We start from the raw sequence: 20814 nt of genomic DNA, 5'->3' as shown, positions 1-20814 counted from the left end.
GCCCCGGACGGTCAGCTCCGGGCCTCGTCGTATGCCTCCCGCGCCGCCTGTACGGCCGGGACACGCCGCTCCGTCCAGCGCGCCAGCGCCCACACCTGCTCGGCGGCCTCCCTGCCGAGCGGGGTGAGCGCGTAGTCCACCCGCGGCGGGATCACCGGCTTGGCGTCCCGGACGACGAAGCCGTCGCGCTCCAGTGTCCGGAGGGTCTGGGCGAGCATCTTCTCGCTGACGCCGCCGACCGTGCGCCGCAGCTCGCTGAAGCGGTACGAGCGCTCCAGCAGCGCGGCGAGCACGAGGACGCCCCAACGGCTCGTGACGTGCTCCAGCACCAGGCGGGAGGGGCACATCGCCTGGTTGACGTCCGGTCCTCGGTCCATAGCACTAACGGTCATACCAGTACCTTACTTCAAAGTGGGTACTTTCCCCTGGTTAGTACCGGCCGTACAGTGAGGAGCTCAACGCCGGATAACGGACCAAAGCATCACGAAGGAGCAGCCCGCATGAGCATCGTCGTCACCGGAGCAACCGGAGAGCTCGGCCGCCTCGTCATCGACCAGCTGGTCGCCACCGTCCCCGCAGGGTCGGTCGCCGCCGTCGTCCGCGACAAGGAGAAGGCCGCCGGCCTCGCCGCGCGCGGGATCGAGCTGCGCATCGCCGACTACAACCACCCGGAGACGCTGGCCGGGGCCTTCCGGGCCGGCGACCGGGTGCTGCTCATCTCCGGCAGCGAGGTGGGCCGGCGGGTGCCGCAACACTCCGCGGTGATCGACGCGGCGAAAGCCGCGGGCGTCGCGCAGCTCGCGTACACCGGGGTGCTGGGCGGTCCGGACGCCGACTTCCAGCTGGCCGCCGAGCACCAGGTGACCGAGCGGCTGATCCTCGCGTCGGGGCTGCCGTACACGTTCCTGCGCAACGGCTGGTACACGGAGAACTACACGGCGAATCTGGCACCCGTCCTTGAGCACGGCGCCGTGGTCGCCAACGCGGGCGAAGGGCGCGTCGCCTCCGCCTCGCGCGCCGACTACGCGGCCGCCGCCGCTGCCGTGCTCACGGGCGACGGCCACCTGAACGCCACGTACGAGCTGAGCGGCGACGTCGCCTGGTCCCTCGCGGAGTACGCGGCGACGGTCGCAGCTGCGACCGGCAAGGAGATCGCGTACAAGAACGTCCCGGCCGCCGTGCACCAGGAGATCCTGGTCGGCGCGGGGCTGCCCGAGGGCTTCGCCGCGATCCTCGTCGACGTCGACGAGGCGATCGGGCGCGGGCTGCTCGCGGGGACCAGCGGCGACCTGTCCCGTCTGGCCGGCCGTCCGACGACGCCGCTCGCCGACTCGGTGAAGGCGGCGGTCGCGGGCATCTGATCCACCGCGCCGGGAGCCGGGGCGGCGCTCAGGGCCGGGCGGACCGGGCGAGACGGAATCCCACGTCGTCGATCCGGAAGGTCGGGTGGCTGCGGCGTCGCACGGAGGCCCGGCAGCTCCAGGGCTCGTCGAACCAGCCGCCGCCCCGCAGCACCCGGTAGGTGCCGTAGACCTCGGCGTCGTAGACGTCCCAGCACCACTCCCAGACGTTGCCGAGCATGTCGTACAGGCCCCAGGAGTTGGGCTCCCTGCCGCCCACGTCGTGAATGCTCTCCTGCGAGTTGCCACGGTGCCAGGCGATGGCGTCGAGCTGCCCGTACCTCGCCCCCTCCGTGCCGGCGCGGCACGCGTGCTCCCACTCGGCCTCGGTGGGCAGCCGGTATCCGTCGGCCGAGGTGTCCCACTCGACGGCCTCGGGCCGGCCCGTTTCGAGGCCGTAGGCGGGCGTGTACCCCTCGCGCCGCGACAGGGCGTTGCAGAACTCGACGGCGTCCAGCCACGAGACGCCCTCGACAGGCACGCGGTCGCCCTTCGCGGTGCCGGGCCGCACGCCGGTGACCTCCGCGTAGCGGAGCTGGGTCACCGGGTACGCGGCGAGCCGGTAGGGCGCGAGCTCCACCGGCCAACTGCGGCGGGTACGGCGGTCGGACAGCGTCACGCGTCCCGGCGGCACGGCGACCATCTCGTTCTCAGCACTCGGCTCCATGAGCCGGAGAGCCTACCAACCGCCTCTCCCCGGGCGTCACGACCGTTTCCCTGAGACGGCCATGACACGGCACCCCCTGCGGCGTTACCTTCGTCAGGTCGGCCGTTCCGCCGACGAGGACGCCGGGAGGGCCCGTGCAGGGGAAGAACGAACAGCGGGCAGGACTGCTGTACGGAATCGGTGCCTACGGGATGTGGGGCCTCGTCCCCCTCTTCTGGCCGCTGATGAAGCCCTCCGGGGCGGTCGAGATCCTCGCCCACCGGATGGTCTGGTCACTGGGTGTCGTCGGCATCGCCCTCCTCCTCGTACGCCGATGGGCCTGGGTCGGCGAACTGGTGCGGCAGCCGCGCAAGCTGGGCCTGATCGCGATAGCGGCAGCCGTCATCACGGTCAACTGGGGTCTCTACATCTGGGCCGTCAACAACGGTCAGGTCGTCGAGGCGTCGCTCGGCTACTTCATCAACCCGCTGGTCACCATCGCCATGGGCGTCCTGCTCCTGGGCGAACGGCTGCGGCCCGCGCAGTGGGTGGCGGTCGGGACCGGGTTCGCGGCGGTGCTGGTGCTCGCGATCGGCTACGGGCGCCCGCCCTGGATCTCGCTGACGCTGGCGTTCTCCTTCGCCACGTACGGCCTGGTGAAGAAGAAGGTCAACATGGGCGGCCTGGAATCGCTGGCCGCCGAGACCGCGGTGCTCTTCCTGCCCGCACTCGGATTCCTGCTGTGGCTGGGGGCGAGGGGCGAGGCGACGTTCACCGCCGGAGGCGCCTGGCACGGGGTGCTGCTCGCCGCGACCGGCATCGTCACGGCTGCCCCGCTGGTCTGCTTCGGCGCGGCGGCGATCCGCGTACCGCTGTCCACGCTGGGGCTGTTGCAGTATCTGGCGCCGGTCTTCCAGTTCGCGCTCGGCATCCTCTACTTCCACGAGGCCATGCCGCCCGAGCGCTGGGCCGGATTCTCGCTGGTGTGGCTGGCGTTGACGCTGCTGACCTGGGACGCGTTGCGGACGGCACGACGGACGAGGGCCCAGGCGACGCGGCTGGCCAAGGCCGCGGCGACCGCTTTCCCTGGCCCTGTCCCCGGTTCCGCTTTCCCTGGCTCTGTTTCCGGTTCCGTTTCCGCGGCCGCTCCGGGGCCGGTGCCGGTGCCGGATGCGGACGCCGGAGCCGGGGCCCCGGAGCGGGCACCGACGTCCTGAAGCGGGCGTTCCGGTCCCCGTACGCCCCCGGGGAGAGCCGCCCCCCGGACGTACGATGTCGACTTGGCCAAGCCGGTGGGTGCCGCGTCAGGTGCCCTCTTCGGCGGATTCCGTGTGGCGGGCCCGGTGGGCCCGCACCTTGTGACGGTTTCCGCAGCGCTCCATCGCGCACCAGCGCCGCCTGCCGGGGCGCGAGGTGTCGACGAAGAGCAGCGCGCAGTCATGGGCCTCACAGACGCGGATCCGCTCGGCGAACGGACCGGTGAGAAGGTCCACGGCGTCACGGGCGACCGTCGACAGCAGGGCGGTGCCGGTCGCTTCCGGCGCCCACGCGCGGCGGCCTTCGGCGTCGATCCGGGCCACCAGGGGCGGGGCGGCGGCCACGGCGTTGACCACGTCGAGATCGTCAGGACCGGGCCCCCGCCCCTCCGCGTGATCCTGGGTCAGCCTCCAGAGCGCCGAGCGCAGGTGACGGGCGAGCACCAGCTCCGCCGCGCTCACCGTGAGCGCCAGCCCTGCGGGCAGCCGGCTCTCCCCCGCCCACCGGACCAGATCGGCGGGCTCGCGCAGGACCTCGTACACCGCGTACGGCCCGATTCCGCCGGTGGGCAGCAACTCCAGGCACAGGGTGCCCGGATCGAAGCGGAACGGGCGCCCCTCCCGCGGGCGGAGCACCAGTCCCGGCGTGTCCCTTGCCGCCTCGCTCATGTAACCACTATAAACGGTTTCCATGACTCTGGACTGGAAAGTCGTCATCGACGCAGCCGATCCGCACGCCCAGGCCGGCTTCTGGGCCGAAGCCCTGGGATATCTGGTCGAGGACAACAGCCCCCTGATCGAGGAGTTGCTCGGTCTCGGCGCCGTGCCCGAGGAGGCGACCGTCGAGGCGCACGGACGGCGCGCCTGGCGCGACCTCGCCGCGGCACGGCACCCCGACGATCCGTACGAGCAGAAGTCCGGCTCGGGTCTCGGACGCCGGCTGCTGTTCCAGCGCGTACCGGAGCCCAAGACGGTGAAGAACCGTGTCCATCTGGACCTGCACGCCGGTCCCGAGCGCCGGGAGGCCGAGGCGGCACGGCTGGTGGAGCTGGGGGCGAGCATCCTGCGCAGCGTCGCGGAACAAGGCGGGACCTGGATCGTGCTCGCCGATCCGGAGGGCAACGAGTTCTGCGTCCAGTAGAGCCCGGTGCTCCGAACGGGCGGCGAGTGATCGTTTCCCCGGAGCCCCGGTACCCACCGCGACAGCGGTCGTACCGGGGCTCCGCGCACTCCATAGGGTGGCCCTCATGCCCACCCCACCCGCACCCTCATTCACTCTGGTCGCCACGGATCTGGACGGCACACTGCTGCGCCCCGGCGACCTCGTCAGCCCCCGCTCCCTCGCCGCGCTCGCCCGCGCCGCGTCGGCCGGCGCCCGGCATCTCGTCGTCACCGGCCGTCCGGTGCCCGGCATACGGGGGCTGCTCGCCGCGCTGGGCACCGACGGCCCGGTCGTCTGCGGGCAGGGAACCCAGTTGTACGACGCCGGGACCGGCCGCCTGCTGCGTTCCGTCACGCTCGACCGGGAGCTCGCCGAAACCGCGCTGGGCAAGATCGAGGCGGAGGTCGGCGCGGTCTTCGCGGCCGTGGACCAGGACGGCGTGGAGGGCCGGACCCTCATCGAGCCGGGCTATCTGATGCCCCATCCGACGCTGCCCGCCGTACGGACTCGGGACCGCGCCGCCCTGTGGGCGAGCCCGATCATCAAGGTGCTGGTGCGCCACCCCGAACTCTCGGACGACGCGCTCGCGTCCACCGCCCGGGCGGTCGTGGGTGATCTGGCCACCGTCACGATGGCGGGCCCCGGCACGGTCGAGCTGGCGCCGTACGGCGTCGACAAGGGCACCGGCCTCGCGCTCGCGGCAGAGACGCTCGGCCTGGACCCGGCAGGCACGATCGCCTTCGGTGACATGCCCAACGACCTGCCGATGTTCCGCCGCTCCGGGTACGGGGTGGCGATGGCCAACGCGCATCCCGAGCTGAAGGCGGAGGCGGACGAGGTGACCTCCTCGAACGAGGAGGACGGGGTGGCCGAGGTGCTGGAGCGGGTGTTCGGCCGGGGCTGAGGCGGAGGCCGGGCCGAGGCGGAGACGGGGCCGAGGCGGAGCCGGCGCTCAGGAACCGGTGGCGTCCGGGTCCTCGGCCGGTTTCACCTCCTGCTCGGTCCACAGCGCCTTGCCGTCGCGGCTGAACCTGGTTCCCCAGTGGCTGGCCAGCTGCGACACGATGAACAGCCCCCGTCCGCCCTCGTCGACGGTGCGGGCATGCCGCAGGTGCGGCGCCACCGAGCTGCTGTCGTGGACCTCACAGGTGAGGGTGCTGTCCAGCAGGAGCCGCAGCTGGAGCGGCGGGGTGCCGTAGCGGACGGCGTTGGTGATGAGTTCACTCACGATGAGTTCGGTGGCGTAGACCGACTCCTCGTCGAGGTTCCAGGCTTCGAGCTGCTCGCGCACCAGCCCGCGGGCCACGCTCGGAGTCGTACGGTCGTGCGCCAGCTGCCACGTCGCGACATGATCGGCGGGAACGGTGCCGGTGCGTGCCAGCAGGAGGGCGGCGCCGTCCGGGTGGGAACCGGCGGGCAGGGTGTAGACGACGCGGTCGCAGAGTTCCTGGAGCCGCCCCACCGGGTGGGCGAGGGCGTTCTCGATACGGGTGGCCGAGCCGGCGTCGGAGAGGAACGAACCGGTGAAGAAGGCGAGGAGGCTGCCCTCTTCGAGATCGATGGCGGTGGGCGCGAAGGGCGCGGAGTCTTCCGAGAAGAGGCCGGGGCCCTCGGGAACGTCGGCCTCCAGCGGTGTGCCGTCGGGGCCGATGACGACGGGTTCGGGGTGCCCGGCCCTGGCGATGGTGCAGGTGCGGGCGAACGGGTCGTAGACGCCGTACATGCAGGTCGCCGTCAGCGCCTCCTTCTGCAGGGAGTCGCCGGGCGGCAGCGCGGCCCGCTCCTCCGCGAGACGGTGGGCGGTGTCCTTGAGCCTGGCCAGCACTTCGTCGGGCTCCAGGTCGAGACCCGCGAGCGCATGGATGACCGTACGCAACTGGCCCATGGCGATGGCCGTCTGGAGGCCGTGCCCGCCGACCGTGCCGATGACCAGGGCCGTGCGGCCGCCGGACAGCGCGATGGTGTCGAACCAGGAACCGCTGTTGCGCCCGGCCAGCAGGACGTGCGCCGTTTCGAGGGCGGTCCGGGGGCCCTGGTCCTGCGGGAGCAGCCTGCGCTGGACCGTCGAGGCGATCACATGGTCGCGCTCGTAGCGGCGTGCGTTGTCGATGCTCAGCGCGACACGGGCACCGGCCGCGCGGGCGAGACTCGTGTCGTCCTCGTCGAAGGGCTCCGCGCCCTCGCACCGGTAGAGGCTCAGCAGTCCGAGAACCGTGCCGCGCAGCGTCAGCGGGACGACCATCAGAGAGTGGGCACAGGTCGCCTCGATCAGCCGGGCCGCGTCCGGGTCGGCGTCCAGCCACGGGGTGTCGTCGTCGAGCAGGACGACTCGGGTTTTGAGGTCCGCGGCCGCCAGGGCGTACGGGGTGTGGGGGGCCAGCCGTCGCATCTCGGGGACGCCCACCTCCCGGCCGCCCCCGTCACCGGGACGGCCGGCGTCCGCGCCCTCGTCGCTCGACGCGTCCTCCTCGCCCAGCTCCCCCTCCTCGGCGCCGGCACCCCGGAACCCCGTGCCGGCTGCCCGCCGCAGCGGGACGTCGGGGCCCAGCGGTCCCAGGGGCGGGTCGGCGCCGCGCAGCACGTCGTCCACCACCTCGATGACCGCGAAGTCGACGAAGGCCGGGACCACGGCGTCGACGAACGCCCGACAGGTGGCCGCCACGTCCAGGGAACTGCCCACGCGCTCGCGGACCGCGGTCAGACACCTCTCCCTGGCCTGCGCCTTCTCCCGGGCGGTGACGTCCACGATCGCCGCCATCAGACCGATGGGCCGGCCCTCCGCGTCGTCCAGCCGGTACACGGACACGGTCAGGCTGAGCAGCGGGCCCCCCGCGCCCGTGAACCGCCCGCGGACCAGCCGCCCCAGGACAGGGACGCCGGTGCGCAGCACCTCCCGCAGCAGCTCCTCCGTGTCCTGCGGCACGTCGAGGCGGTAGACCTCGTCGAACCGGAGCCCCAGCAGCCGGTCCACCGGGCCCATGTCGGTCAGGAAGTTGACCCTCACCAGCCGGAGCTCCGTGTCAAGCACGTGCAGGCCGACCGCGGACTGGTCGAACAGCGTGTTCAGGAGCGCCGCCCCCAGGCCGTCGGGAGCCTCGTCCCACACCCGGGACCCCGGCTCTCCCGTACCTGCGTCCGCCACGGATTCACCCCACGTCGATGGCTCTGCGCATCTCGCGCGCCGGCCTGCTTCAGACCAGCATCGAGCCACCCCGCCCACTCCGCCACCGGGGTCGGGGCGGTGGGGTCAGGTGCCCTGCGCACCCAGGGAGCGCAGTACGTGGTCGACGAGCGCGGCGACCGTCGCCTCGTCCTGCGGCGGTTTGCGCAGCACATGGCGGTAGTAGACGGGGCCGTAGAGCATCTCGACCGCGAGCGGCAGATCCGCGTCCGCCGGGATCTGTCCCTGTTCCTGGGCGCCGCGCAACCGCGCCACCGCGCGCTCGAAGCGCGGTTCGACGAGATCCTCCCTGACGGCTCTGGCGAGGGCGTCGTCGTGGTGGACCTCGGAGAGGATGCCGGCGTAGGCGGGGCCGAACGGCGAGGTGGACAGCAGTCGCACCGCCGCGCGGATGTGGGTACGCAGGTCGGCGGCGATGTCGCCGGTGTCGGTGAACGGGGTGGCGTCGACGAGGCCCTCGGTGAACGCCTCCAGCATCACCGCGCCCTTCGACGGCCACCAGCGGTAGATCGTCTTCTTGCTCACGCCCGCGCGGGCGGCGATGGCCTCGACGGTGACGCGGGCGTAGCCCTTCTCCGCGCACAGCCCGAGGGCGGCCTCGAGCGTGGCCTTTCGTGATCGCTCGCTCCGGCGCTGGGAACTCGGCGATGTGATCATTCGGTGAGCATAGGTGGATTCGAGCCATTCCTTGTTGACAGCGTGTCGTCAGAAGTCGAACAATAACCAGGCGGAAACGGAACGTGCCGTGTCGTCACGTTCCTGCTGTTCGCACCGTTCGTGCCGTCGTGCCGCGGCGAGCCGATCGGGGGACGGCTCGACCGGCCGGCGGCACGGACGAACCTTCCCCGCGCGCTCACGTGGTGATGTCCTTCGCCGTGAACCGAGCCCAGGCCGCCGACCCGAACACGGCAGCGTACAGCCCCTGCAGGGTGAGGTTCTTGACCAGCCCGTCCCAGAGGACCGGCTCGCGCAAGAGGTCCGCGAAGGACAGCCAGTAGTGCGGGAAGAGATACGGATGCACCGCGTCCAGCTGCGGAATCGTATCCAGGATCTGCACGGTGATCAGCACCCCGACGGTGGCGGCCATCGCCGCGATGCCGCTGTTGGTCAGCGTCGAGACGAACAGGCCGAGCGCCGCGAATCCGATCAGTGACGCCGCCACCGCGACGGCGATCAGCCCGGCGCGCACCAGCCCCTCCCCGAATCCGATCCGGGTCCCCGAGATCGTCGTGACGTCGCCGACGGGGAACAGCAGCGCGCCCACGGCCAGGGCAGACGACGCCACGACCAGCGTTCCGACCAGGCAGAACGCCAGCACGGACGCATACTTCGCCAGCAGCAGCCGGGTCCGGCCCGCCGGGGCGACCAGCAGATAGCGCAGGGTGCCGCCGCCGGCCTCGCCCGCGACCGAGTCGCCCGCCACCACCGCGACGGCCATCGGCAGGAAGACCGGAAGCGTGGCGGCGAGCGAGGCGAAGACCAGGAAGAGGCCGTTGTTGGTGACCTGGGCGAGGAAGGCAGGTCCCGCGCCACCGTCGTGACCGCCCGAGGGACCGCCGCCGCCCGTCTCCATCCTCACCGCGATGCCGATCAGTACGGGCACGGCGGCGAGCACCCCGAGCAGGGCGAAGGTGCGCCGGCGGCGCAGGGTCGTGACCAGTTCGGAACGGAGGATTCCGAATGTCCACAGGGGGTTGCGGGGCGTGGTGACGCCGGTGAGTTCAGCCTGCGACATCGAATCCCTCTCCGGTGAGTGCGACGAAGGCGTCCTCCAGGGAGGCCCGTTCGACCCCGAAGGACCGTACGCGGACCCCGCCCCGTACGAGTGCGGCGTTCAGCTCGGCCGGGTCCGTGCCGAGCGGCGGGGCGTCGGCGGTCACCCGCTCCCCGTCGGCCACCAGGCCGGTGGCCCCGTGCTCCTTGAGGATGCGGGCGGCGTCGGCGGGGTCCGGGGTCGTGACGGCCAGCCGGGCCCGGGAGCCCGCGGCGAGTTCGGCGACGGGGCCCTGGGTGACGAGCCGGCCACGCGCCATGACGGCGGCGTGCGTGCAGACCTGTTCGATCTCGTCGAGGAGGTGGGAGGAGAGGAAGACGGTGGTGCCCTCCGCCGCCAGTTCCCGGATCAGCGAACGGATCTCACGCATGCCCTGCGGGTCCAGGCCGTTGGTCGGCTCGTCGAGGACGAGCAGGCGGCGCGGCTGGAGCAGGGCGGCGGCGAGCCCGAGGCGCTGCTTCATGCCGAGCGAGTACGCTTTGGCCCTCTTGCCGGCGGCGGCCGCGAGCCCCACCCGGTCCAGGGCGCCTTCGACCCGTGCGCGGCGGGTGCGCGGATCGGCGGCCGGGTCGGCGGAGTCGAACCGCACCAGATTGTCCCGGCCCGTCAGGAAGCCGTACAGCGCGGGCCCCTCGATCAGCGCGCCGACCTGCGGAAGCACGGTACGGGCCCCGCCGGGCATCGGCCGGCCGAGGACCCGCGCGGTGCCGGATGTCGGGGCGATGAGACCCATCAGCATGCGGATCGTGGTGGTCTTCCCGGAGCCGTTGGGGCCCAGGAAGCCGAAGACGCTGCCGGCGGGGACCCGCAGGTCGAGCCCGTCGACGGCGAGCTGGCCGCCGCGGTACCGCTTGGTGAGACCCCGGGTCTCGATGACGGCCGCTTCCCCGGCCCCTGCGTCGGTCATACGCACTCCCAGTCACAGTCCCGGCCGCCCGTCGGGCCGCGCGGATGGTCCCGCCGTACGGAGCCGCCCCGCCGTACGGAGCGTACGGCGGGGCGGCTCCCGCGGCGGTGACTACTTGGCGGTGTCGGCCGCGCGCACCAGCGCGTCCTTCGTGACCGCGCCGACGTAGACCTTGCCGTCGTCCGTCATCAGCGCGTTCACCAGACGGGTCTTGAAGACCGTGCCCGAGCCGAACGAGCCGGTGACCCGGTCACCCAGCGCGTCCAGGAACTGCTGCGCTTCGGCCGGGACGCCGTCGGTGCCCTTCGTGGGCAGTCCGGCGCCGCCCGGCACCTCGATCTCGGCGACGGAGGTCCAGCCCTCGCCGATCACGTTGAGCCCCTGGAAGCCCTCCAGCGCGCCGAGTTCCTCGGGGGCCTTGTCCGCCTTGCCGTTCTTCTCGGCCTCGGCCTTCAGATCCTCCGCCTCGGTCACCTTCGCGCCCTTGGGCGGGGTGAAGGTGAAGGTGGACGCGTCCGGCTTCCCGAAATCGACCTTGGTGAACCCGGCGTCGATCACGGCCTTGCCGCCGCTGCTCGGAGCCAGGGTGAACTTCAGCGGCACGCCGTTCTCGGCGTCGACCGCGATCGTGACCGAGCCGATCGTCGAGCCGGACTGCTTCGGCTTGATCAGCAGCTTGTACGCATCGCGCCCGGCCACCTGCGCCGTGCCGTCGACCGTGACCGACGTGGTGTCACCGGCGGCCGCGAGCGCCTCCTCGGCCAGCTCCCTGGGTGTGGTGGGCACACCCTTCGGCGCCTTGTGCTCCTTGCCCTCGGTGCCCGTGGCCCCTGCCTCGTCCGCCTCGGCGTGGTAGACCTCGTCGGACTTGCTGTCGTACGCCCAGACCTCGCCCGCGTTGTGGATCAGGCTGTACTCGGCGGCCTCCCCGATGATCGACAGGCGCTGCTTGTCGGGGCCGTCGGCTGCCAGTCGCAGCGTGTGCGTACCGGAGGTGAGCTCCATCAGCTTGGCCTGCGGGTCGGCGGCGGAAGCGTCGCCCCCCTTGCCGGCGCCGCCGCCCGGGGCGAAGGAGCCCGCGAGCCCGCCGACCGACGGCAGGCCGAGGTCGGCGGTCACCTTCAGCGTGCCGGACAGCTGCTCCTGGTCCGAGGCGGCGATCTTCTCGATGAGTTTCTGAGCGGTGATCTTCGGCAGCTCCGGGTCCCCGGAATCCGCCAGCGCCGGGACGAGGCCGATCGTCGCGGCCGCCACCCCCGCGACCGCGACGGGGACGATGTAGCGGGCTGCCTTGCGGCGGCCCACGACCGTGGCCGTGGTCCCGTCGGTGGTCTCCGCGCTGTCGTTCGGTGCCATGTGTGCCCTACCTCCGTGGTCGGCGGCTTCCATCCACGCTGGGCCACTCCCTGCCGCCCTGCTCACCCGATGTGGTCAGGAGTGGTTGTTCTCCATCTGACCAAATCGGGCGCCGACAAGCGTCAGCCCGCGGGATCAACTCCGCGTACTGCTCCGGTATGACACCGAGCCGCCCGGAGTCACCCTTCCAGTAAGGGTTGCCGTGCGGGGCCCGAGCCGAAACCCGGACGGGCCGGCGTGGGTACTCAGCCCGCGCGGTGCACCACGGCGTCGCAGAGCTCTTCGAGCGCGGCCTTCGCGTAGCAGTCGGGCAGCGGCGCCAGCGAGGCCCGCGCCTCCTGCGCGTAACGGATGGTGTCCCGCCGCGCCTGGTCGAGCGCCGGGTGGGCGCGCAGCCTGCGCAGCGCCTCCGCCAGACTGGCGTCGTCGCTCAGGTCTCCGTCCAGGAGCTCCACGAGCTCCACGTCGTCCGGCTTGCCGTCCGCCGCGGCCTGCGCCCGCAGCAGGAGGACGGGCAGGGTCGGGATGCCCTCGCGCAGGTCGGTGCCGGGCGTCTTGCCGGACTCGTGGGAGTCGGAGGCGATGTCGAGCACGTCGTCGGCGAGCTGGAAGGCGACACCGAGCCGCTCCCCGTACTGGGTGAGGATGTCGACGACCGAATCGTCGGCGCCGGCCATCATCGCGCCGAACCGCCCGGACACGGCGATCAGCGAGCCGGTCTTGCCTGCGATGACGTCGAGGTAGTGGCCGACCGGGTCGCGCCCGTCGCGCGGGCCCGCGGTCTCCAGGATCTGACCGGTGACCAGACGCTCGAACGCCTGCGCCTGGATGCGTACGGCCTCCGGGCCGAGGTCGGCCAGGATGTGCGAGGCGCGAGCGAAGAGGAAGTCACCGGTCAGGACGGCGACCGAGTTGCCCCAGCGGGTGTTGGCGCTGTCCACCCCGCGGCGTACGTCCGCCTCGTCCATCACGTCGTCGTGGTACAGCGTCGCCAGATGGGTCAGCTCGACGACCACGGCCGAGGGCACGACACCCGGCGCGTCGGGGTCACCGAACTGGGAAGCGAGCATCACCAGCAGCGGACGGAACCGCTTGCCTCCTGCACGGACCAGGTGCTGCGCGGCCTCCGTGATGAAGGGCACCTCACTCTTGGTGGCCTCCAGCAGCCCCGCCTCGACAGCGGACAAACCGGCCTGGACATCGGCCTCAAGAGCCTGGTCCCGCACGCACAGTCCGAACGGCCCGACGACGGTCACGAGGGGATCTCCTGTCTGCTGACGATCACACGGAATGTCGATGTGTCGCTGTCTCCACTCAAGTCAGCGTATCGGGTCCCGTTTGGATCACCGTGGGCGCCTTCCCGCGACCGCCGGTATGTTCGGGATCAGCTCATACGATCAGGAGTTGCCCCTTTGTCCCACACCGTCAGCGATACGGAGCCGACCCAGCCGCCGCCGGAGGACGACCGCGCCTTCTTCGGACAGCCGAAGGGTCTGATGACCCTGTCCGGCCTGGAGGTCTGGGAACGCTTCTCGTTCCTGGGCATGCAGGCGATCCTCGTCCTCTTCTTCGCCGACACGGTGTCCGACGGCGGCATGGGGATGGACCCGGGAACGGCCGCGTCGGTCTCCGCCGCCTACGGCACCCTGGTCTACCTGGTCTCCGTCGCCGGCGGCTGGCTGGCCGACCGCATCCTCGGTTCGTACCGCGCCGTCCTGTACGGCGGCGTCCTCATCGCCTGCGGTCACTACTCGATGGCCGTGCCGACCGACACCATGACGTGGGTCGGCCTGGGACTGATCAGCGCCGGGACGGGCCTCCTCAAGCCCAACGTCGCCTCAATGGTCGGCAAGCTCTACCGCACCGACGACGACCGGCGCGACGCCGGATTCGCCCTCTACTACATGGGCATCAACATCGGCGCCTTCGCCGGACCGCTGATCACCGGCTGGCTCGGTGACCACGCGAGCTGGCACTGGGGCTTCTCGGCCGCCGCCATCGGTATGACGTTCGGTCTCATCCAGTACGTGGCCGGACGGCGTCACCTGGCCGGGCGCAAGCACGCGGCCGAGTTCGCCCTCGCACCGGAGCCGATGCGGCGCGCCCTGCGGCTCATCGCCGCCGGCATCGTCGTGTTCGCCCTGATCACCACCGCGCTGGCACTGGCCGGCTGGCTGACGATGGACCGGTTCGTCGACCTGCTCACCCTGATCTCGGTGATCGCCCCGGCCGTCTACTTCGTGGTGATGTTCCGCAGCCCCCGGGTCACCACCGAGGAACGCGGGCGGCTGCGCCCGTACGTCGTGCTCTTCCTGGCCTCGGTCGCCTTCAACTTCATCCTGTTCCAGGCGTACTCGACGATGATGCTGCTCGCGTCGGCCAACGCCCGCACGGAGATCTTCGGCTTCCACTTCCCGGCGAGCTGGTACGCCTCCGCGCTCGGCGCCTTCGAGGTGGCGCTCGCGCCCGTCGTGGCCGCCGTCTGGGCGCGGATGGGTCCGCGCCAGCCGCACGCCTCCAACAAGATCGCGATCGGGGTGATCCTCGGCGGTCTGTCCTTCCTCCTGATGGTCCTGCCGACCTCCGGTCACGCCGACGACACGTACAAGATGGCCGCCTGGTGGATCGTCGGCTCCTACCTCCTGCTCGGACTCGGCGACGTCCTGCTGGAGACCTCCGGCATGTCCGCCACCACCAAGCTCGCCCCCAAGGCGTTCGCAAGCCAGACGATGGCGTTGTGGTTCCTGTCCCTGGCACTCGCCAACGGCATCCAGGCCCAGATCGTGAAGCTGTACGGCGAGGTCTCCAACCCCGCCTACTTCGGTGTCAATGGCGCGATCGCGGTGGTCGCCGGTCTGGCCGTCATGGCCGCCGGACCCTGGCTCAAGCGCACCATGCACCCCGTCCACTGAGGTACCGCCATGCGCATCCGCACTGAATTCCCGTACGAGACGACCCGCGAGGACCTGTACATCCCGCTGCCGGACGGCACGCGGCTGTACGCCCGGATCTGGCGGCCGGTCACCGAGGACCCCGTACCGGCACTGCTGGAGTACCTCCCCTACCGGCTCAGCGACTGGACGGCTCCGCGCGACTGGCAGCGCCACCCCTGGTACGCGGGACACGGCTACGCCTCCGTACGGGTCGACGTGCGCGGCCACGGCAACAGCGAGGGCATGCCGGGCGACGAGTACGACGCGACGGAACTGGCCGACGGCGTCGCCGTCATCCACTGGCTCGCCCAGCAGGAGTGGTGCTCGGGCAGCGTGGGCATGTTCGGCATCTCCTGGGGCGGCTTCAACTCGCTCCAGCTCGCCGCGCTCGCCCCCGAGCCGCTGAAGGCCGTCGTCACGGTCTGCTCGACGGACGACCGCTACGACAACGACGTCCACTACATGGGCGGCTCGGTGCTCGCCGTCGACATGCACGCCTGGGCGGCCACCATGCTGGCCTTCGTCTCCCGGCCGCCGGACCCGGCGCAGGTCGGGGACGTGTGGAAGGAGATGTGGCTGAACCGGCTGGAGGCGGTCGAGCCGTTCATCCACACCTGGCTGGAGCACCAGACCCGCGACGCGTACTGGAAGCACGGCAGCGTCTGCGAGGACTACGGCGCCATCAAGGCGTCCGTGCTCGCGGTGGGCGGCTGGCACGACCCGTACCGCGACACCGTGCTGCGGCTGGTCGAGCACCTGGACGCGGCGAAGGTGCGCGGGCTGATCGGCCCGTGGTCGCACCAGTACCCGGACCGCGGGCTGCCCCCGGGGCCCGGCATCGGCTTCCTCCAGGAGACGCTGCGCTGGTGGGACCACCACCTCAAGGGCGCGGACAACGGGGTGATGAACGAGCCCCTGCTGCGGTCCTGGATCAGCGGTTCGCACCGGCCCGCCACGGTCTACGAGACGCTGCCAGGCCGCTGGGTCGGAGACGCGGCCTGGCCGTCGGAGAACGTCGTCCCCGTCGTGTACGCCCTCCAGGGCGGTCCGCAGATCGTCCGGTCACCGCAGCAGACCGGGCTGGACGCCGGCCGCTTCTTCCCCTTCGGCAACGACGGCGACCTGCCACCAGACCAGCGCGACGAGGACGCCAAGTCGGTCTCGTTCGAGTTCCCCGTCGAGGACGCCCCCATCGAGATCCTGGGCCGCCCGAAGGTGAAGCTCCACATCCGGATGGAGGTGCCGCGCGGCCAGGTCATCGCCCGGCTCTGCGACATCGCGCCCGACGGCTCCTCCACCCTGGTCACCCGCGGAGCCCTCAACCTCTCCGCGCGGCACGGCCGCGACCGGTCCGACGACTGGCCGATCGGCGCGACGGAGGACGCGAACTTCGAGCTGAACGGCATCGGGCACACCTTCCCGCGCGGCCACCGGATCAGGCTCGCGGTCTCGTCCTCGTACTGGCCGTGGATCTGGCCGCAGGCCGGTTCGGCGGGCTTCACCCTGGACGCGGACGGCAGCTTCGTCGAGCTTCCGGTGCGCCGCCACACCGAGGACCACGCCATCTCCTTCGGCGAACCGGAGCAGTCGGAAGCGCTCGGCGTCGTGTCCCCGGCGACGCTCGACGAGCAGCGTCCGGAGCGCCTGGTGGTCCGGGACGTCGCCAAGGGCGAGTGGCGCATGGAGGTCGACCCGCGCTACGGGGGCACCCGTGTCTACCCGGACGGGCTCGAATTCACCGAGGACGCGGTGGAGACGTACACGATCCAGGAGCAGGACCCGCTCTCGGCCCGCACCCGCTCGGACTGGACGATCCGGCTGCACCGGCCCGAGATCGCCTGGGACGTACGGATCGAGACCCGTTCGGAGATCGGCGCGGACGCCCAGGACTTCATCACCTCGAACGAAGTGATCTGCAAGGACGGCGGCGAGGTCGTCTTCCACCGGACCTGGGAGAAGCGCATTCCGCGCACCGCGGGCTGATCCGGACATGTTCGGCCGTGGGGTTCCCGGTTTTCCGGGAATCCCACGGAACTTTCGGGGCATTAGGGATAGTTGAGACACTGCCGCTGGGTGGCAACACCGACGTAACGTGTCCCTCAAGAGACCTGGAAAGCGAGGCAGCAACACATGCCCGAGCAGAGCAGCCCGCTCGATCTGGCCGAGGGCGACCCCTTCGGTCCGCACAACCTTCCGTACGGTGTGTTCTCCACCCCCGACCACGCCGGCCACCGCAGGGTCGGTGTCCGCATCGGCAACCACGTGCTGGACGCCGGAGCAGCGGCCCACGCGCTCGGCTCTCCCTACGCACAACTGCTCGCACAGCCCAGCCTGATGCCGCTGCTCGCGGCCGGCCGCACCGCCTGGCGCGACGTGCGACGGGCACTGACGGCCTGGGTGACGGTCCCGGCGCACCGCGCGGACATCGAGCCCCTGCTGCACCCGGTCGACTCCGTGACGCTCCACCTGCCGTACGAGGTCGCGGACTACGTCGACTTCTACGCCAGCGAGCACCACGCCACCAACGTCGGCAAGATCTTCCGGCCCGACGGCGACGCGCTGACCCCCAACTGGAAGCACCTGCCCATCGGTTACCACGGGCGGGCCGGCACGGTCGTCGTGTCGGGCACGGATGTGGTGCGCCCCTCGGGCCAGCGCAAGGCCCCTTCAGACCCGGCGCCGGTCTTCGGCCCGTCCGTGAAGCTGGACATCGAGGCCGAGGTCGGTTTCGTCGTGGGTGTCCCCTCCGAGCAGGGCACCGCGGTGCCCCTCGGCGACTTCCGCGAGCACGTCTTCGGGCTCTGCCTGCTCAACGACTGGTCGGCGCGCGACATCCAGGCGTGGGAGTACGTGCCGCTCGGCCCGTTCCTCGGCAAGTCCTTCGCCACGTCCGTCTCGGCGTGGGTGACCCCGCTGGAGGCGCTGGACGCGGCCCGTACGCAGCCGCCCCGGCGCGACTTCCCGCTGCTTCCCTACCTGGACGACGCGGACGAGGAGGAGCACGGCGGCATCGATCTGCGGATCTCGGTCGCGATCAACGGCCACCTCGTCTCCGAGCCGCCGTTCGCGTCCATGTACTGGACCGCGGCCCAGCAGCTCGCCCAGATGACGGTGAACGGCGCCTCGCTGCGTACCGGCGACCTGTACGGCTCCGGCACCGTCAGCGGCGCCGAGCCGGCCCAGCGCGGCTCCCTCCTGGAGCTCACCTGGAACGGCCGCGACCCGCTGGAACTCCCCGACGGCAAGCGCACGTTCCTGGAGGACGGCGACACGGTCACCCTGACCGCGTGGGCCCCGGGACCGCACGGCACGCGCGTGGGCCTCGGCGAGGTGACGGGGCGGATCGTTCCGTCAGCCTGATGCCACGTGTTGACGGCCGCCCCCCTCGACGGAGAGCGGCCGTCAACGGCACCGATGGGTTCACCTGTTCGCGCGGTTCCGAACGGCTTATCGGCGGATACGCTGGACGGACCCGCGAGACTCCTTCGTATGGGAGCACTGATGAGCATCGAACCCGAGGCGCCCGAGCCGCGGTGGGCGGTTCCGCCCGTGGGCGGCTGGACCGCCGATGACCTGGACACACTCCCGAATCTGCCTCCGCACACGGAGCTGATCGACGGGAGCCTTGTTTTCGTGAGTCCGCAGACTTTCTTCCATTCATGGGCAGTGGACTTCTTCACCTGGCAGCTGCGGTCTCTGGCGCCGCCGGATCTGCAGGTCGTGCGCGAATTCACCATCGACATCGACAGCTACAACCGGCCCGAGCCCGATGTGATCGTCTTCGACAGCGATGTCGTCCCGGACCCCAACCAGACCCGGTTCCTCGCCGAGTCCGTGCAACTGGCAATCGAGGTCGTCTCCCCGGAATCCCTGTCACGGGACCGGGAGACCAAGCCCGTGAAGTACGCCCGGGCGAAGATCCCGCACTTCTGGCGGGTGGAGAACCACGACGGGCGGGCCGTGGTCTACGTCTTCGAGCTGGAGCCCGCCACCGGTGCGTACACCTCGACAGGGATCTTCCACGACCGGATGAAGGTGTCCGTCCCCTTCCCCGTCGATCTCGACCTCACCGCCATCACCCCGCGCCGCCGGGCGGCGGACCCCCGGTAGGACCCTCCGCCCGAGGCGACGGCTCACTCGTACTCGGGCGGTTCCTCGTCCCAGCCGAACTCCGGGTCCGGGGCCGGGACCGTCACCCGGGCCGCAGGCGCGGCTGCCGGTTCCCCGGCCGCCGGCTGCGCCTTCTCCGCCGCGACGGCCGCGCCCGCTGCCTGCTGCGGCAGCGGCGTGGGTTCGGCCGCACCGAACGTCGCCAGGACCTCCAGCACCCCGTCGCCGTACGTCGCCAGCTTCTTCTCGCCCAGGCCGCTGATCCCGCCCAGCTCGTCCCGCGAACCGGGACGCAGCGCGGCGATCTCCCGCAGCGTGGCGTCGTGGAAGATCACGTACGCCGGGAGTCCCAGCTCCTTCGCCTGGGCGCCCCGCCAGGCGCGCAGCGCCTCGAAGACCGGGACGGCCGACTCCGGGAGGTCGGCGACGGCGGCCTTCCCCTTGCGCTCGCCCTTCGCGGAGGACGCGGACCGGGACGTGGGCTTCTTCGGCTCCTTGCGCAGCAGCACCTCGCGCTCACGTCCGAGGACGGAGGCACTGTCGTCGGTGAGCACCAGCGTGCCGTACTCGCCCTCGACCGCCAGGAGGCCCTGGGCCAGCAGCTGGCGCACGACGCCCCGCCATTCGGCCTCGGCCAGCTCCTCGCCGATGCCGAAGACCGAGAGCTGGTCGTGGTCGAACTGGATGATCTTCGCGGTCTTCCGGCCGAGCAGGATGTCGATGATCTGGCCCGCGCCGAACTTCTGGCCGCGCTCCCGCTTCAGCCGCACCACCGTGGACAGCAGTTTCTGCGCGACGACCGTGCCGTCCCAGGTCTCGGGCGGGGTGAGGCAGGTGTCGCAGTTGCCACAGGTCTCCGCCCCGGGCTCCTGGCCGAAGTACGTCAGGAGCTGGGCGCGGCGGCACTGGACGGTCTCGCACAGGGCCAGCATGGAGTCCAGGTGGGAGGCCGCGCGGCGCCGGAACGCCTCGTCGCCCTCGCCACCCTGGATCAGCTTGCGCTGCTGGACGACGTCCTGGAGCCCGTACGCCATCCAGGCCGTGGAGGGCGCGCCGTCCCGCCCGGCGCGGCCGGTCTCCTGGTAGTACCCCTCGACCGACTTGGGCAGGTCGAGGTGGGCGACGAAACGGACGTCGGGTTTGTCGATGCCCATGCCGAAGGCGATGGTCGCGACGACGACCAGGCCCTCCTCGCGGAGGAAGCGCGACTGGTGCAGGGCGCGCGTGCCGGAGTCCAGGCCCGCGTGGTACGGCACGGCCTCGATGCCGTTGCGGCAGAGGTACTCGGCGGTCTTCTCGGTGGAGTTGCGCGAGAGGCAGTAGACGATGCCCGCGTCCCCGGCGTGCTCCTCCTTGAGGAAGGTGAGCAGTTGCTTCTTCGGGTCGGCCTTGGGCACGACGCGGTACTGGATGTTGGGCCGGTCGAAGCTCGCCACGAAGTGCTTGGCGTCCGGCATCCCCAGGCGCTGGGTGATCTCCTGGTGCGTGGCGTCCGTCGCGGTCGCGGTCAGTGCGATGCGGGGTACGTCGGGCCAGCGCTCGCCCAGCACGGACAGGGCCAGGTAGTCGGGGCGGAAGTCGTGGCCCCACTGGGCCACGCAGTGCGCCTCGTCGATGGCGAAGACGGAGATCTCGCCGCGGGCGAGCAGCGCGAGGGTGGAGTCCAGTCGCAGCCGCTCGGGGGCGAGGTAGAGCAGGTCGAGCTCGCCCGCGAGGAACTGGGACTCCATCGAGCGGCGCTCGTCGAAGTCCTGCGTGGAGTTGACGAAGCCGGCCCGCACGCCCAGCGCCCGCAGGGCGTCCACCTGGTCCTGCATGAGGGCGATGAGCGGCGAGATCACGATGCCGGTGCCGGGCCTGACCAGGGCCGGGATCTGGTAGCAGAGGGACTTGCCGCCACCGGTCGGCATGAGCACGACGGCGTCGCCGCCCGCCACCACATGGTCGATGACGGCGCCCTGCTCGCCGCGGAACGCCTCGTACCCGAACACCCGGTGAAGCGTCTGCTGTGCTTCGCTCTCGGCCACACTCATGGTCACGCCCGTCCCGCTCATCTGCTCTGTCCCCCGTGGTCCGCGCTGTCCGACCT

At 71.4% G+C, this 20814-nt stretch carries 18 protein-coding genes; 8 read left to right on the top strand and 10 right to left on the bottom strand.

What is annotated here, in order from left to right; genetic code table 11:
- Nucleotides 1–11: 11 nt before the first annotated feature.
- Entirely contained in the window at nt 12–392 is a 381-nt protein-coding gene (locus tag ACFWSK_RS04055) for a winged helix-turn-helix transcriptional regulator (protein ID WP_383781633.1), read from the bottom strand.
- 108 nt (nt 393–500) lie between these two features.
- On the opposite strand from ACFWSK_RS04055, the gene ACFWSK_RS04050 reads away from it, so the two are divergent.
- Nucleotides 501–1361 (top strand): SDR family oxidoreductase, encoded by an 861-nt coding sequence (locus ACFWSK_RS04050; protein WP_383781631.1) that lies wholly within the window; start codon nt 501–503, stop codon nt 1359–1361.
- Nucleotides 1362–1389: 28 nt separating this feature from the next.
- Here the strand turns inward: ACFWSK_RS04050 and ACFWSK_RS04045 are convergent, their stop codons facing one another.
- Complete coding sequence (locus ACFWSK_RS04045) at nt 1390–2067, bottom strand: formylglycine-generating enzyme family protein (protein WP_383781629.1); 678 nt, start codon at nt 2065–2067, stop codon at nt 1390–1392.
- Between the two features lie 134 nt (nt 2068–2201).
- Here ACFWSK_RS04045 and rarD point away from each other — a divergent pair, with 134 nt between their 5' ends.
- Nucleotides 2202–3263, top strand: coding sequence for an EamA family transporter RarD (gene rarD, locus ACFWSK_RS04040; protein WP_383781626.1), 1062 nt, complete (start codon nt 2202–2204; stop codon nt 3261–3263).
- Nucleotides 3264–3350: 87 nt separating this feature from the next.
- Here the strand turns inward: rarD and ACFWSK_RS04035 are convergent, their stop codons facing one another.
- Nucleotides 3351–3971 (bottom strand): CGNR zinc finger domain-containing protein, encoded by a 621-nt coding sequence (locus ACFWSK_RS04035; RefSeq protein WP_383781623.1) that lies wholly within the window; start codon nt 3969–3971, stop codon nt 3351–3353.
- Between the two features lie 22 nt (nt 3972–3993).
- Between ACFWSK_RS04035 and ACFWSK_RS04030 the strand changes: the two genes are divergently transcribed.
- Both ACFWSK_RS04030 and ACFWSK_RS04025 read left to right on the top strand, forming a co-directional pair.
- Nucleotides 3994–4443, top strand: coding sequence for a VOC family protein (locus ACFWSK_RS04030; RefSeq protein WP_383781620.1), 450 nt, complete (start codon nt 3994–3996; stop codon nt 4441–4443).
- A gap of 106 nt (nt 4444–4549) precedes the next feature.
- Nucleotides 4550–5368 (top strand): HAD family hydrolase, encoded by an 819-nt coding sequence (locus tag ACFWSK_RS04025; RefSeq protein WP_383781618.1) that lies wholly within the window; start codon nt 4550–4552, stop codon nt 5366–5368.
- Nucleotides 5369–5416: 48 nt separating this feature from the next.
- Here the strand turns inward: ACFWSK_RS04025 and ACFWSK_RS04020 are convergent, their stop codons facing one another.
- The 6 genes from ACFWSK_RS04020 to ACFWSK_RS03995 all read right to left on the bottom strand — a co-directional run bounded on the left by ACFWSK_RS04020 (nt 5417) and on the right by ACFWSK_RS03995 (nt 12938).
- Entirely contained in the window at nt 5417–7606 is a 2190-nt protein-coding gene (locus ACFWSK_RS04020) for a SpoIIE family protein phosphatase (RefSeq protein ID WP_383781615.1), read from the bottom strand.
- A gap of 105 nt (nt 7607–7711) precedes the next feature.
- Nucleotides 7712–8302, bottom strand: coding sequence for a TetR/AcrR family transcriptional regulator (locus ACFWSK_RS04015; protein ID WP_383781612.1), 591 nt, complete (start codon nt 8300–8302; stop codon nt 7712–7714).
- Between the two features lie 196 nt (nt 8303–8498).
- Nucleotides 8499–9380: an ABC transporter permease gene (locus ACFWSK_RS04010; protein ID WP_383781609.1), complete on the bottom strand. Its 882-nt coding sequence runs from the start codon at nt 9378–9380 to the stop codon at nt 8499–8501.
- Nucleotides 9367–10326: an ABC transporter ATP-binding protein gene (locus ACFWSK_RS04005; RefSeq protein ID WP_383781606.1), complete on the bottom strand. Its 960-nt coding sequence runs from the start codon at nt 10324–10326 to the stop codon at nt 9367–9369. Before ACFWSK_RS04005 ends, ACFWSK_RS04010 begins: the two co-directional genes overlap by 14 nt.
- 111 nt (nt 10327–10437) lie before the next feature.
- Complete coding sequence (locus ACFWSK_RS04000) at nt 10438–11682, bottom strand: outer membrane lipoprotein carrier protein LolA (RefSeq protein ID WP_383781603.1); 1245 nt, start codon at nt 11680–11682, stop codon at nt 10438–10440.
- A 245-nt stretch (nt 11683–11927) separates the two neighbouring features.
- A complete protein-coding gene (locus ACFWSK_RS03995) occupies nt 11928–12938 on the bottom strand; it encodes a polyprenyl synthetase family protein (protein ID WP_383781600.1) in 1011 nt (336 codons plus the stop codon).
- A gap of 156 nt (nt 12939–13094) precedes the next feature.
- Between ACFWSK_RS03995 and ACFWSK_RS03990 the strand changes: the two genes are divergently transcribed.
- The 4 genes from ACFWSK_RS03990 to ACFWSK_RS03975 all read left to right on the top strand — a co-directional run bounded on the left by ACFWSK_RS03990 (nt 13095) and on the right by ACFWSK_RS03975 (nt 18725).
- Nucleotides 13095–14594 carry a peptide MFS transporter gene (locus ACFWSK_RS03990; protein ID WP_383781598.1) on the top strand — a complete coding sequence of 500 codons (1500 nt, stop codon included), beginning with the start codon at nt 13095–13097 and terminating at the stop codon, nt 14592–14594.
- A gap of 9 nt (nt 14595–14603) precedes the next feature.
- Nucleotides 14604–16598, top strand: coding sequence for a CocE/NonD family hydrolase (locus ACFWSK_RS03985; RefSeq protein WP_383781596.1), 1995 nt, complete (start codon nt 14604–14606; stop codon nt 16596–16598).
- A gap of 147 nt (nt 16599–16745) precedes the next feature.
- The gene (gene fahA / locus ACFWSK_RS03980; protein ID WP_383781593.1) at nt 16746–17975 is read left to right on the top strand and encodes a fumarylacetoacetase; all 1230 of its coding nucleotides are present in this window, start codon (nt 16746–16748) and stop codon (nt 17973–17975) included.
- Between the two features lie 141 nt (nt 17976–18116).
- Complete coding sequence (locus tag ACFWSK_RS03975; protein WP_383781591.1) at nt 18117–18725, top strand: Uma2 family endonuclease; 609 nt, start codon at nt 18117–18119, stop codon at nt 18723–18725.
- A 23-nt stretch (nt 18726–18748) separates the two neighbouring features.
- On the opposite strand, the gene recQ is transcribed toward ACFWSK_RS03975, so the two are convergent.
- Nucleotides 18749–20758, bottom strand: coding sequence for a DNA helicase RecQ (recQ, locus tag ACFWSK_RS03970; protein WP_383781919.1), 2010 nt, complete (start codon nt 20756–20758; stop codon nt 18749–18751).
- Nucleotides 20759–20814 lie beyond the last annotated feature (56 nt).

The sequence above is a fragment of the Streptomyces sp. NPDC058620 genome (assembly GCF_042717135.1).
Classification (GTDB): Bacteria; Actinomycetota; Actinomycetes; order Streptomycetales; family Streptomycetaceae; genus Streptomyces.
The sequence above is the reverse complement of the archived record's forward strand: the minus strand, read 5'-3'. Positions and strand labels throughout refer to the sequence as shown.